At 68.1% G+C, this 12,916-nt stretch carries 13 protein-coding genes and 2 pseudogenes; 10 read left to right on the top strand and 5 right to left on the bottom strand.

All coding sequences use genetic code 11. The features are described 5' to 3' along the window. Window positions 1-347 precede the first annotated feature (347 nt). Window positions 348-1,445: an integrase gene (locus ACWGJ5_RS44390; RefSeq protein ID WP_453315291.1), complete on the bottom strand. Its 1,098-nt coding sequence runs from the start codon at window positions 1,443-1,445 to the stop codon at window positions 348-350. Between the two features lie 197 nt (window positions 1,446-1,642). Continuing rightward, window positions 1,643-2,512, bottom strand: coding sequence for a trypsin-like serine peptidase (locus tag ACWGJ5_RS44385; RefSeq protein WP_453315290.1), 870 nt, complete (start codon window positions 2,510-2,512; stop codon window positions 1,643-1,645). A gap of 288 nt (window positions 2,513-2,800) precedes the next feature. Here ACWGJ5_RS44385 and ACWGJ5_RS44380 point away from each other — a divergent pair, with 288 nt between their 5' ends. From ACWGJ5_RS44380 to ACWGJ5_RS44365, 4 genes are all read left to right on the top strand, one after another. Beyond that, window positions 2,801-3,505 carry a hypothetical protein gene (locus tag ACWGJ5_RS44380; protein WP_453315289.1) on the top strand — a complete coding sequence of 235 codons (705 nt, stop codon included), beginning with the start codon at window positions 2,801-2,803 and terminating at the stop codon, window positions 3,503-3,505. Between the two features lie 540 nt (window positions 3,506-4,045). Beyond that, on the top strand, window positions 4,046-5,107 hold the full coding sequence (locus ACWGJ5_RS44375; protein ID WP_453315288.1) for an alpha/beta hydrolase: 1,062 nt from the start codon (window positions 4,046-4,048) through the stop codon (window positions 5,105-5,107). 187 nt (window positions 5,108-5,294) lie between these two features. After that, window positions 5,295-5,519 carry a hypothetical protein gene (locus ACWGJ5_RS44370; RefSeq protein WP_453315287.1) on the top strand — a complete coding sequence of 75 codons (225 nt, stop codon included), beginning with the start codon at window positions 5,295-5,297 and terminating at the stop codon, window positions 5,517-5,519. A gap of 224 nt (window positions 5,520-5,743) precedes the next feature. Further along, the gene (locus tag ACWGJ5_RS44365) at window positions 5,744-6,049 is read left to right on the top strand and encodes a hypothetical protein (protein ID WP_453315286.1); all 306 of its coding nucleotides are present in this window, start codon (window positions 5,744-5,746) and stop codon (window positions 6,047-6,049) included. Between the two features lie 109 nt (window positions 6,050-6,158). Here ACWGJ5_RS44365 and ACWGJ5_RS44360 read toward each other — a convergent pair whose 3' ends face one another. After that, a complete protein-coding gene (locus tag ACWGJ5_RS44360; protein ID WP_453315285.1) occupies window positions 6,159-6,755 on the bottom strand; it encodes a DUF308 domain-containing protein in 597 nt (198 codons plus the stop codon). Between the two features lie 212 nt (window positions 6,756-6,967). Between ACWGJ5_RS44360 and ACWGJ5_RS44355 the strand changes: the two genes are divergently transcribed. From ACWGJ5_RS44355 to ACWGJ5_RS44345, 3 genes and pseudogenes are all read left to right on the top strand, one after another. Beyond that, on the top strand, window positions 6,968-8,149 hold the full coding sequence (locus ACWGJ5_RS44355) for a sensor histidine kinase (protein ID WP_453315284.1): 1,182 nt from the start codon (window positions 6,968-6,970) through the stop codon (window positions 8,147-8,149). Then, window positions 8,146-8,808: a response regulator transcription factor gene (locus tag ACWGJ5_RS44350; RefSeq protein ID WP_453315283.1), complete on the top strand. Its 663-nt coding sequence runs from the start codon at window positions 8,146-8,148 to the stop codon at window positions 8,806-8,808. Before ACWGJ5_RS44355 ends, ACWGJ5_RS44350 begins: the two co-directional genes overlap by 4 nt. Window positions 8,809-8,919: 111 nt before the next feature. Beyond that, window positions 8,920-9,157 (top strand): annotated as a pseudogene (locus ACWGJ5_RS44345) (IS5/IS1182 family transposase); the annotation flags it as partial. A gap of 191 nt (window positions 9,158-9,348) precedes the next feature. On the opposite strand, the gene ACWGJ5_RS44340 reads toward ACWGJ5_RS44345, so the two are convergent. Both ACWGJ5_RS44340 and ACWGJ5_RS44335 read right to left on the bottom strand, forming a co-directional pair. Next, window positions 9,349-10,023, bottom strand: coding sequence for a polysaccharide deacetylase family protein (locus ACWGJ5_RS44340; RefSeq protein WP_453315282.1), 675 nt, complete (start codon window positions 10,021-10,023; stop codon window positions 9,349-9,351). Window positions 10,024-10,868: 845 nt separating this feature from the next. Continuing rightward, entirely contained in the window at window positions 10,869-11,423 is a 555-nt protein-coding gene (locus ACWGJ5_RS44335) for an alpha/beta hydrolase fold domain-containing protein (RefSeq protein ID WP_453315281.1), read from the bottom strand. Here ACWGJ5_RS44335 and ACWGJ5_RS44330 point away from each other — a divergent pair. From ACWGJ5_RS44330 to ACWGJ5_RS44320, 3 genes and pseudogenes are all read left to right on the top strand, one after another. Next, entirely contained in the window at window positions 11,422-11,574 is a 153-nt protein-coding gene (locus ACWGJ5_RS44330; RefSeq protein WP_453315280.1) for a hypothetical protein, read from the top strand. The genes ACWGJ5_RS44335 and ACWGJ5_RS44330 overlap by 2 nt on opposite strands. Window positions 11,575-11,763: 189 nt before the next feature. Further along, a pseudogene (locus ACWGJ5_RS44325) lies at window positions 11,764-12,063 on the top strand (IS701 family transposase); the annotation flags it as partial. A 416-nt stretch (window positions 12,064-12,479) separates the two neighbouring features. Next, on the top strand, window positions 12,480-12,866 hold the full coding sequence (locus ACWGJ5_RS44320) for a DUF3592 domain-containing protein (protein WP_453315279.1): 387 nt from the start codon (window positions 12,480-12,482) through the stop codon (window positions 12,864-12,866). The last annotated feature ends 50 nt before the right edge of the window (window positions 12,867-12,916 follow it).

Below are 12,916 nucleotides of genomic sequence, written 5' to 3'. Positions count from 1 at the left end.
CTGCGGACTCGACACCCTCGTCCTTGGCCACGTTCTCACTGGTCATCGATGCATCTTCCATGATCGGGAGTTACACCGAACGATTTACAGTCCCGCGCCTTCACTGAGCCGGGCCCTAGGAGCACGGCCCGGCCGGAGCGGTCTTCCGGCGCTCCGGCCGGCCGCAGAACCAGACGCTCCTGGAGGCAGGCAACCCGCGCCGCGAAGCTCACGACGCCCACCGACAGGCCGATTGCGAAGTCCGTGAGCGGGAGTACAAGGAGCAGGTGCGCCGCGCGGCCGAGCAGCAGAGGGGCGAGCGGGAGGCCCGCTGTCCCTGCTCTTGCCGTTAATTCCGTCCGCGCAGGTCACGCGGCATGTTCGTACTCGCGAAGGATGCCGCCGAGGCGATCGCGTCGTCGTATGTCGAGGCGGGCGACCTGCTCCGGGTCGTCGATCGGCGTGGGAACGGGGCGCAGTGGGCGGGCGTTGGCGATGCCCTGGTGCGGCCGGTGGGAGTTGGCGAACTGCTCGAGCTCGTGCAGAGCGTGGATCAGATGCCGCCGGTTCCAGATCAAGGTGCGGTCCAGGAGCTCGCGTCGGCAGGTCTGCACCCATCTCTTCATGACCGAGTTCATTCGAGGCATCTGGATGCCGCTGAGCACGACTTCGATCCCCCCATCGGCGAGGATGGCGTCGAACAGGGTGGGGAACTTCCGGTCCCGGTCCCGGATCAGGAATCGCGCCGGGCAGCCGGTGTCCTCGAGGTCCATGCCGAGATTCTTCGCGGCCTGCACGACCCAGGCCGCGGACGGGTGGGCGGTGGCGCCCAGGATGCGGATCCGCCGAGTGGTGTGCTCGATCACCGCGAATCCGTACAGCCGCGCTCCGGTCAGGGTGACCGTCTCGAAGAAGTCGCATGCCAACAGGGCGTCGGCCTGGGAGCGCAGGAGGTCGGCCCATGTGCTGGTGCTGCGCTCGGGCGCCGGGTCGATTCCGGTCTCCCGCAAGATTCCCCATACGGTGGAGGTGGCCACCTTCACTTCGAGGACCAGCGGCTCACCGTGGACGCGCCGATACCCCCAGCCGGGATTCTCCCGCGCGAGACGCAGTACGAGGGCGCGGATGGAGCGCACGGTCCGCGGTCGTCCCGGGCGTTGGGGTCGAGATGCGGCAGCATGGCGGCGTGTGAGCAGGTCGCGATGCCGGCGCACAACTGTGTCGGGACGCACCAGCAGCCGCAACCGACGCAACACATCCATCGGGAGCTGATGCGGCAGAGCAGCCAGAAATGCCCGGTCGCTCGGGTCGAACCGCAGCCTTTTCTTTACTAGTTGGCGCTCCAAAACGGTGATCTGGTGGCGCGGGGCGAGGATCTCGACGTGCTTCTCCAGGTCGCTCACCGGCAGCAGGCGCAGCATGGCGAACGCGTTTGTCACACTCAGATGGTCCAGTCGCAGCAGCACGGCTGATCATCTTGTCGCGGCGATCACCAGCCGCGCGAGAGCTCCGCCGCAAGCGACCAGGGGCGACACGCCGCATACCGGCTTCCACCACGCGGATGATTTTTCGGCAAGGACCTGACGGAGTCCTACCAGCCCCTCCCCGGCACGCTTCGCGGCTTCAGCCCTTTCGCCGTGAGCGGGGTGCGGATGAGCTGGGCTCAGTCCTCGTCCTGGGCGCGCCGGTAGAGCTTGGCGATGTCGTCGTCGAAGTACGCGGCGTAGGAGACATCGTCCTGGTCGCCGCCGCCCTCATGGCCGCCCAGGACGCCGATGACCGTGCCGATGTGGCTCTTGGGGTCGTAGCCGGCGATCCAGGGGCTGCCGCTGGTCCCGTCCTCGAGTTCGGTGCACTGTATGCGCAGCTGGGTGTCGCTGAACTTCGTGGCGCGGTTCTGGCACGAGACCGGGGTGTCACGGCTGCTGGGGTAGCCGGTGATCTTGACCTTGTTGTCGAAGCCGCGATCTATACCGAGAGTGTTGCCGCCCAGGACGTCCTGGATGTCCTTGCCGTCCTTCTGGTCGAGGACGAGGAAGGCGACGTCGAGGTCCTCGTCCTGCGACTTGGCCCAGCGGTCGTCGACGACCACCTTGCTGACCTTCCACAGGCCGGTGGGTTCGTCGCCGCTGCGGTAGCCGGGGGCGAAGACCAGGTCGTTCAGCGGCTGTCCGGAGTCGGCGTCGAAGACGCAGTGGGCCGCGGTGATCAGCATGTTCCGGCCCGGACTCCGCACCACGCTCGCCGTGCAGAAGTGGGCGCCCTGGTCGTCCTTCTCGAAGACCGCGCCGATCCGGGCGTTCTCCTCGGTCCTGCGGGGGGTGTACGCGTTGCCGTCCTTGGCCGGCGCCGTCGCGGGGAGGTCCTGGTCCTGGTCCCGCTGGGACTGGCCCGGCTCGCCGGACTTGCCGAAACCGCTGCGTCCGCCGCTTCTGTCCGCATGGGTTTCCCCCGCGGCGTCGCCCATCACTGCGGCTGCCCCGACGATGACCAGCGTCAGGGGCAGGATGGAATTCCTGACTAGCGAGCGCACAAGGTCATTATCGACGCGGGCCGGGTGTTCCGGGAGGTGCTTCACCGGGAGGCTCCCGTCACAATCCACGCCCGGATCGGCCATCGGCACCCTGGCCGAGCGTGCCACCCGCTACTTCACGCTCCCGGATACCGCTCTGTGCCTGTTACCGAATGCGGACAGACCCGGGTGAACGACGCCCGCGTCTGCGCCATCTCATGGGGTGCAGCGAAACAGCGATGCGGCCGGTCGCCTTGCGGGAGCAGGGGGAGGCGCCGCGTCCTGACAGTCCATGGGGGAGTTTTCATCATGACCACGAATCGTGCCCGCCGTACCGCCCGTTTCGCCGGCCTGGTGGTCGTCGCCGCAGCAGCGGCACTGTCGCTGACCGCCTGCCAGAGCGGGGGCAAAAACGCCGCCGCCGGGTCGGAGAAGAAGGCCTCCGTCTCCCCCTCCACCGGTGACGGTGGGGGGCTCGGCGGGGCCAAGGGAGGCGAGGACAAGCCCAAGCCCGGCGGGGACAGGGCCCAGACCGGCATGCGGACCCAGACGACCCCGGTGCACCGGACCATCACTCCTGCCGCCAGGCCCAAGGCGGCATCCCCTGTCCGCACCCAGCCCCTGCCCGACGGCAGCAAGGCCGAGATCTACAAGCTCGGTGCCCAGCACTACCTGCTCAAAATCGTCCACCGTGGCGACGTCCTGGGCACGATGGAGGCGAACCACCGGGACGCCGGGCTCGACGCCAACGACATGTTCATCGTGCTCACGCCCGACGGCCGGGTCCAGGCCTGGATGGGCGGCGGACACGAGGGCCCGGGCACCTTCGAGCTCATGGGCGGCTGGACGGCCAAGATCACCAAGGTCGGTGAGGACCACTACCGCGCGCGGATCCTCGGCGACGCCGGCGGTGTGTCCACCACGCTGGACGCGAACGGGCACGACGCCGGAGTCGAGATCGACCGCGTCTACCTCGTGCTCAGCGACGGCGGCGTGATCAGCGCCCACGCGTAGCCGCGGGCCCGACCGGCAAGACCGTCCGTCCTGAACTCGCCGGTTCGGGGTACTCGCGCGCTCGCCGCCGCGGTGTTCGTCCGCGTCACCGCCGCCCTCGCCGCCGTTGCGCGAACGCACCGATGAGCAAGTGCACGAGGGGAAGACCCCGAACTTGGACGAACTCTACGACGAGGCCCTGGACTGCCCCGGGCCCAGCGGCGCCGGGCGAGCGCATCCCGTCGGCCCGGGACCTTCCGGAGACGGACCCTGCCGACGGCGCTGCCTCAACGGCCGGGGGCCCGCGGTCACGCCTTCAGACCCGGCCGGAAAGCCCGGCTGCCCGGCTCTGGCCGTGCTGCGAGCACCCCGGGCCCCGCAGGCTGCCGTCGCTCGTGCACACCGCCCTCTAACGATCACTTGCCTTGTCCTGTCCCGTCGGACGGAACCGGTGATCGTGGGGTCCCCTCTAGCCAAGCAGCCGGCATGCGTAGTCATTGCGGACGCCACAGCCGGTAGCGCCCGCTTCACTCTCGCTCAGTGGTCCAGAAAGGTGGTCGTGTGTCCCTCACCGGAACGCCGTTCTTCGTCGCCCTCATCGTCGCGACGGTCGTGGCGATGGTTGGCACGATCGCCCTATGGGCCAGGATCCGCGGGCCCAGGCCGGTGCGTTGGCTGGCGCACGCCGTGATGATCGGCCTGTGCCAGCTCACCGCGATCAGCGTCGTGGCCACCTGGATCAACAACAGCTACGGGCTGTATGCGTCCTGGGACGACCTCATGGGCAACACGGACAACACCAACGCGGTCGCGATGCCAGGGCCGCCGGTGCAACGCGCGAAGTTCAACCACAGCACCAAGGGCGGTGTCCTGGACACGTACTTCCACGGCCAGAAGTCCGCCCTGTCCGGGCAGGTGCTGGTGTGGAAGCCGCCGCAGTACGACGAGCCGGCCTACAAGAACAAGCGGTTCCCGGTCGTCATGCTGCTGCACGGCGTGCCCGGGTCCCCGGAGTCCTGGCTGGAGCACGGCGGCATGCCGGGCGCTTTCTCGGACCTGCTGAAGCAGAACAAGGTGCACCCCTTCATCCTGGTGATGCCCGTGGTCAACCCGGGCAGTGTGGACACCGACTGCACCGACCTGCCCAACCGCAAGGTCGCGACCTGGATGTCGGTGGATGTCCCGGACCTGATCAGGCACAAGTTCCGCACCCTGCGGGGTGCCGATGGCTGGGGCGTGACGGGCTTCTCGACCGGCGGCTTCTGCGCCGCGAAACTGCCCCTGCAGTACCCGAAGGTCTTCGGTGCGGGCGCCGCTCTCGACCCCGACCCGCTGACCGGCGACGAGTCCGTCCTCCCGGACCGGAACGTGCGCCGGCTCAACAGCCCGACCTACCTGGTTCGGCACACGAAGTCCCACGTCAGTCTGTTCCTCGCCACCTCACGCGAGGACCGTCTCAGCCCGCCCTCCTACATCACGCAGTTCCAGGCGGCCGCGGCGTCCTCGCCGGTCACGGTGCGCACGCTGTTCCTGCCGAACGGCGGCCACAACTACAACACCTGGTCTGCGGAGTACCCGCCGGCGTTCGCTTGGCTCAGCCAGTGGCTCTCCGCCCCGCACTGACCCCGGCTGCGGGGTCGGCCCAGCGGGTGGTCGGGTTTTTGGACGGCCGCTGACCAGCACCGACGCCGACCAGCGGACCAGCACGACCAGCTACACCCCGACCCCCGGCGCCGCACCCACCTCCATCGTCTCCACCGACCCTCTGGGCCGGACGCTCAGCCGGACCTACGACGCGCTGCGCGGGGTGATGCTGACCCGGACGACCGAGGCCGGCTACGTCACCGAGGCGCAGTACGACGCGCTGGGGCGGATCACCGCCGTGTTCCGGCCCGGTATCACCGCCGCTACGACCAAGTACAGCTGCACGCTCTCCGCCGACAGACCGAGCACCGTCGTCATCCGGACCCTGAACGACGACGGCAGTTACCGCAGCAGCGAACTGCTGCTGGACGCGCTGCTTCGGCGCCCGTGAGACGCAGGTCGCCACAGTCGACGGCGGCCGGACATCACCGAGACAGGAAAGGCCCGCCACCCATGACCAACCGCATCAGTCACATCCAGCGCACCGCAGCCCCGACCAACCTGCCTCCCACACCAGACGGCTCGGCCCCCCGACCTGCAGATCAGCCCCGGACCGGGCACCCAGTCGGTACGAACACTCCTCGGCGAGGACGGCTACCGACGCCTGACCGACCAGTGCCTGCGGCGCGGTACCGCGCTCGGCGAGCCGGCCTGCCTCGTCCGGAACAACGCCCGCGAGGCCGACCGGCTCACGGGAAACTGCGCCGCCACGCCGCCCGGGTTCGCGACCGCCTCGACAACGTCCTCAACCCCTGCCTGGATCCGGCCTCCGTCCCGGTCACCGGTCTGCTCGCCGGCACTGGCCACACCACCGACCTGCACGCCGCGCGCTTCGCCCAGCAGATGGACCAGCTCAGCCTCGTCCTGGACAGCTACCAGGCCGCCGTACGACACACCGGAAACGTGACCAGCCGCAGTTGACCACGAGGGGCCCATGAACGGGCCTCGGCCGTACCTCTGGGGCGGTGCCGTATCAGCAGGTCGAAAGGCACCGCGCCTCCGGGAGAGGCGGTGGGTCCGACGGCGGTCGTCAACGCTTTTCGCGTCGGCTGCGGATGCTCAGGGCGGTGACGGAGACAAGGAACCAGAAGGCACCGAAGGCTGAGTATCCGGCGATGCTGGACAGGCTGCTCGTCGCCGAGGCGGACATGGCAGCGAAGGAGGCACCGGCGAGGACGGACTGTCCGCCGCTGATGGCCATGGGCCACTGGGCACCGACGGTGCGTCGGCGCCGGATCGCCACGACGAGCTGGATCGCTCCGGAAAGGAGGGCCCAGATGCCGAACACCAGCAGGGCCGTCCCGATGGTGGAGAAGGCGGCGGCGATCATCCCGGCGGTGGTGGCGAGGCCGAGAGCCACGTTGGTGGTACCGACGCGGTCCGTGGAGCCGGTGCCGGCCATGCGATGTTCAAGGAGCGTGGCGATGGCGTCCCACAGGGGGTAGATCACGAGCAGCACGGCCGCGATCACTGTGGGCCTGTCCGTCGACACGAGCGAGGCGGAGGTCGTGATGACGAGTGCCACCCAGATCAGGGAGAAGGCCACTCGGATCAGGTAGAGCGATCGGAGCCCGGAGGGAGTCGTCGTGGTCGTGGTCGTGCTCGAAGTCACGGTGGTCTGAGTCATCGGGCGTCCCGTTTTGTGATCGTGTTGGTGTGAGACGGTCGCCTCGATGAGGAGTCTCAGCGGCCTCGGGAGGGGCCGTGTACTTCGAACGAAGTAGTTCTGCCACCCACTTCGAATCGAATGAGTTCTGCCCGCCCCACCGCCCGGACCGGGCTCGCCGTCTACATCATTCGAAGTACACGGCCGCAGCACGCGTGGACGAGAATTAGGCCATGGCCAAGGCGCAGAACAATCAGGACGGGCCCGTGGCACCCCTGTGGGTCCGCCGCCCCGAGGCGCTGCACCTCGTCGCCTATGCGGTGGCCGCGCTGGTGTTCACCGGCCAGATCGTGGCAGTGATCCTGCGAGGGTCGGATTGGCCGACGGCCCTCTCCGTGCTCCTCGCCGGTGGTGGTGTCGCCCTGTCATGGCGGAGGCCGTGGGCAGGACTGGTCGTGGCGAGCGGGGCGTCCTTCGCCGTGACAGCGGTGGGCCACGACCCCCTGTCGGTGTGGATGATGGCGGTGCTCGTGCTGTTCTCGGTCACCCTCAGAGGGAAGCAGCCGGTGGCCGGGACCGGCATCGTGGCGGCGTTCTTCCTGGGTGCGTTCATGACACTGGGAGGATTCCGTGGCGGCGCGATCGTGGGAGCCGCCGCACTCTTCTCGGCCATAGCAGGAGGTGCGACAGGGGCCGCGCTGCGCATCCATCGAGAGCACTGGCGCACCCTGGAAGAACGGGCCGAAAGCGCCATCGCCACCCGCGAGATCGAAGCCACCCGACGGGTGACCGAGGAACGACTCCGCATCGCCCGGGACCTCCACGACGTCATCGGCCACCAGGTCGCGATGCTGAGCATGCATCTCGGTGCCGCAGAGATCGGGCTGCCCGAAGACGCCGAGTCCTCCCGGCAGGCCCTCGTCTCAGCCAGGTCCAGCGCCCGCACCGTCGTCGTCGAAACGCAACGGATCCTCGCGCTTCTCCGCCTCGGAGACGACATCTCCGACGACGAGGCGCTTCGGCCGACCCCGGCGCTCAGCGGCCTGGAAGGCCTTCTCGCCTCTTTCGAGAGCATCGGCCTCGACGTCCGGCCCTCGATCGACATTCCCGCCGGTTTCGTGGAGCCCAGCGTCGGCGTGACGGTCTACCGGGTCGTTCAGGAAGCACTCACGAATGCCTACCGGCATGGAGAGGGGGCGGCCACGGTGGATGTGCGCGAGCGCGACGGCAGGATCTGCGTCACCGTGGAGAACCGTGTCGGTCACTCACTGCGCGGCTCCGGCTCGGGCAGCCGACTCGGACTCGTGGGGATGCGCGAACGCGTCGAGTCCTCCAACGGGCGGCTGACGATCGACAGTGACAACGGGCGATTCCGGGTCCATGCGGAGTTCAGTCCCCTGGGAGCCGTCGTATGACGACGCGGATTCTGATCGTCGACGACCAGGACGAGATAAGGGCCGGCATCAAAGCGATGCTCCGGCTCGACCCAAGTCTCGTTGTTGCGGGTGATCTCTCCGATGGACTCCAGGTCGTCCCCTTCCTCCGGGACCACCCCGTCGACTTGGTCCTGATGGACATTCGGATGCCAGGGATCGACGGTGTCGAAGCCACCCGCCGGATCCGCAAAGAGCACCCACCCGAAAAGATGCGGGTCATCGTGCTGACCACTTTTGACCAGGACGACATCGTTCTCGCCGCCCTTCGCGCAGGCGCCAACGGTTTCCTGAGCAAGACAGTGAGCCCCGCTGAACTCGTCGCCGGAATCACCGAGGTCGTTGGCGGCGGCGGTGCGCTGTCGGCCGCCGCGACGGCCGCGCTCATCGGTCACATGACCGACAACCCGCCCCCGGTGATCGACCAGGAACTGCTGCGACGCTTCGACGCTCTGACACCCAGGGAGCGGGACGTGGTCGTGCTCGTCGCGAGCGGTCTCGGCAACGATGAGATCGCGGCCCAGATGTCCGTGTCGCCCTTCACCGTGAAGACGCATGCGGTGCGGGCGATGACGAAGGTCGGCGCACGTGATCGAGCGCAACTCGTCTCGTTCACCTTCCGGGCCGGCCTCTACCCCTGAGCCTGCCGAGCACAACCCCGAAACAGGTGGCCGCAGTGGCGATGCCGAGCAGTCCGGCGGGCGGGACGGCGTGGGCACGTACCAGGAGGACCTCGCCGTCGCGCTGCGCGCCGGCGCCTGTTGTGGCAGCGCGGCATCCGTCCCGTGATCGCGAGGCGAGGCGAGCCACACGGCTCTGGCCTGGGCGTCTTCCGGCATGTCGTCGAACGAACGAGTCGCCTGGCTGCACGGCTTCCGTCGCCTGCACATTCGCTGGGAGCGACGGGACGACATCCACGAGGCCTTCCTCGGGCTCACCACATGTCTCATCACCTACAGACACGTCCGACGCCTTTGTCAGGACCTCTGAATCACTGCTGACGGACAGCCTTCACAGCTTCCGGGCCTTTGCCGTCCGCCACCGACCGGGCGAAGCGACTCCGCCCCGGTCCCCGACCGCATTCCAGGACTTCCTGGACCGCCACGAAGTCCCTCGGCCGAGAACGTGGCGAGCCGTCAGCGCATGAGCTCGACGACTGCAGGATCCCGATGGCGTCGGGCTCAGGCCGGGAAGCCGTAGCCGTAGCCTTGAGAGTCCAGCTTGTTGAGGAGACGGGCGAGTGCCTGCACCGTCTGTGAACGGTCACCGCCGCCGTCGTGCATCAAGATGATCGCGCCGGGTCGCAAGTCCTGGTTGATGTTGCGCAGGATGCCGTCCACACCCGGGCGCCGCCAGTCGTTGGCGTCGTCGCTCCAGCCGAGCGACTGCAGGTGGTTGGCGCCGGCTATCCCGCGGATCGTCGGGCTCCAGTCGCCGCCCGGTGCCCGGTAGTACATCAGCTTCACGGCGTTTCCCGCGGCGTTGGCTATCTCGCGCTTGGCGTCGGTGATCTCGTGGATGTTGTACTCGACCGACTTGCGGTTCTGCTGCTCGTCATGATGGACCGAGTGGTCGCACAGCCGGTCCCCGTCCGCGACGATCGCCTTGGTCAGGTATGGGTAGCGCTGGGCGAGCGGCCCGATCTCGCAAAAGGTGGCCTTCGCGTGGTGCTGAGCGAGGAGTGTGAGTACCTGCGGGGTCCATCGCGGGTCTGGGCCGTCGTCGAAGGTGAGCGCTACGGATTTGCCGCTGCCCTCCACTCCGTGGCCGACCAGCGCGTCGGAGCCCGTCGGGGCGCTCGGCAGTTGCCCGAAGGTGTTCGCCGAGCCCGATTGCGAAGCGGGCCCGGACGGCACCGCGGCGGAGGCTCCATTGCGGTCGGACCGCGTTCCTCCTGCGGCGCGGCCGGATGCCGACGCGGACGGGGAAGCGTACGAGGGTGACGGCGCCTGGGACGACGAGTGCGGCCTGGAAGAGGACGGCGTCGTCGAGGGAGTCACGCTGTTGGGCGAGCTCTGGGGTGTGTGCCCGCCTGCGTGGTGCCCGCACGCCGTGATCACGGCTCCTGCGATCGCCGCCGTGAGGGCGGTTGCCGTCGCCGCTTTGATTCTGGCCAACGCCACAGATCTACCTCCGTCGGCACCACTCGGTGCTCAAATCGGTGCTGGTACTGGTCACGTCGAGGCAGGGCTGAGCGCAGGCGCGCTGCCGGTCGACGGCACGGCGGCATCCACAGTCGGGGTCCGCTGGTGACTTACTTCCCTGTGCGCCAGCGCCCAGGGGCTACCGGCCGCTCCAAGTGCTCCGGGGGTCGGTCTGGCGGCGGGCTTCGTCGCCCGGCCCCGGACCCCGCTGTCGATGGAGATGGCCGGTACATCCGGTTTAAGCCTGATGTCCGACCACATTAAGGGAGGCCTGTCGCCTTGCTTAATAATTCCGGTCTGTGATGAATGTCGCTATGTTTCTGAGATGTGAGGGCCGGAGCCTGAAACAAGGCCGTCGGCATCGAATCAGAGCAGGAGAAGCCAGGGCCCGTAACACTGCGTGATGGCCTGTCCCTGGGCTGCGGTGACTGAACGTGTAGCGACACAGCCCCCTCGGCGTGGCTGCGCCCGCCCACACAAAGCGGAAGCGCGCCTGGGGTTACTGTGGGTCAGGGCCCGGGTGCGGACCGTGGTCCGCATGAGACCGCTTGTTCGGCTCAGCCTTCCGGCGTGTGTGCCGTGTCCCTGGTGCGGATGTGCTGGCTGAGAAGGAGAGCGGCGCGGTCCAGTGCCTCGTCGGCTTCGTCCAGGACGCCGGCGAACGCCTGGAAGACATGTGGAACGTCAGCGGTGATGTCCAGGATGACGTCCACTCCGGCTTCCCTCGCGCGCGTGGCCATGCGTGTGGAGTCGTCCAGGAGCATTTCGTTGGTGCCCGCCTGTAGAAGCATCGGGGGGAAGCCGGTCAGGTCGGCGAGGGTGGCGGGGCTGAGCATGGGCTGGCGGGGGTCCTGCCCCGCGCGATACATGGCTCCGGTCTGTTCCGTGCCCTCACGCGTGAAGAACGGGTCGATGCCCGCCTTGGTGTCCATGCCCTCGCCTGTCCGGGTCCCGTCGAGTCCGGAAGGAAACGCCACGATCGCGGCAGGCATGGGCAGGCCCGCGTCGCGGGCGGCGAGGCAGGCTGTGACAGTGAGGCCGCCACCGGCGGAGTCCCCGGCGAACACGATCGCCGAAGGGTCTTCGCCGCTGTCGAGTGCGGACAGGTCCATGGTCGGCGAGCGGAAGTTCACCGCGTGGGTCGGCACGTACGCCTCTCTGGACCACGTCATCATCCAGCACGTAGAGGAGCAGGGTGCCGGCCAGGAGACCGTCCTCAAGACCTGGGCCAAGGAGCTGGGTGAGGTCTCCGGCGCAACGTGACCTTCGGATCGAAAGCTACTTGCTGGTTACTTGTCACCTGGTTCGCCGCTCGTCAACGACACCCCCCGACCACCTTCGAGGCGTATCTCGGCTACCCCTGGGAGCCTTCAGGACTTCGAAATCATCCCGTGGCGGCTTTTTGGGTTCACCTTGGCTGGACCCCAGGTACAGGCTGGTGGACGCAGCAGGTGGAACGGCGTGCTGCCCTTGAAGACGCTGCTGGTCGAACGGCCCGCAGCAGCCTCCGAGTCGACCGGCTACTGGATGACGAACCTGCCTGCCACCACCCCGATCGCCGACCTGGTGCGGTGGGCGAAGACGCGGTGGCGGATCGAGCACGACTACCGCGAACTCAAACTCGGCCTGGGACTGGACCACTTCGAAGGCCGCACCTGGCGCGGCTGGCACGACCACGTCACCCTCGTCACCGCCGCCCAGGTCTTCCTCACCCTGCGGCGGCTCGACCCAAAAGCCCAAGTGCCGGCCTGACCCTCTACCAGGTCCTCGACGTCTTTCAGGACCTGCTGAGGTGCTGGACCGGCACCTGCATCACCTGGGGGTGGCCCTGCCGACCAGCAGAATCAGAACCTGACGAAGCACTATTGGAGCCTGTCCGGCGGATCAGCGAGCCTGGACGTGTTGGACGTGCCTGGTCAGTTGACTGCACCAACTCGTTGACTTGCTCGACTCAGCGAAGGCTCATCAGGGGCAGGCGGTCGCCTGCCCGACGGCGACGGAGGCTGCCGGCCCTCGTGGGCCCCCGCCACGACCGGGTAAGCCCGCGGAGCCGGTGTGCACGCGCACTTTCGTGAACCATCGGGCCGGGTTCCGCGTCATCCTGGTGTGCTGCTCGTGCCGGGTGGGGCTGGGCGAGGGAGGGCAGGGGACGGATGACGACAGGTGAATTGATCGGTTTCGTGCTGGCCGTGTCGGCGAGCCTGCTGTGCCTGTGGGGCGGTGTGAGGGAGGCGCGGCTGCAGGCGCGGCTGCGTCGGTACGGCGTGCACACCGAGGGGGTGGTGGTGGACCAGGAGATGGTCACGGGGGACGACTTCCTGACGCCCGTCATCGAGTTCACCGACCGGCAGGGACGGCCCGTCAGGTTCACGCCCGTGTCGAGGGGGTCGAGGATGGGGATGGATCTTGGAACCCATGTGCCGGTCGTCTATCTGCCCGAACAGCCCGAGAATGCAAGGGTGTCCACCAGGAAGCATCGCCGAGCTCACGTCAGCTTCTTTGCCGGAAGTGTGATCTTTCTCGGTGGCGCGGTTTGGGCGTGGCTCGCCCGCTGAACTTGTTCCCCCTCTTCGTTCTCACCTCTGCCCCGACCTGCGTTCTTCGG

The sequence above is a fragment of the Streptomyces sp. NPDC054783 genome (assembly GCF_053611725.1).
The sequence above is the reverse complement of the archived record's forward strand: the minus strand, read 5'-3'. Positions and strand labels throughout refer to the sequence as shown.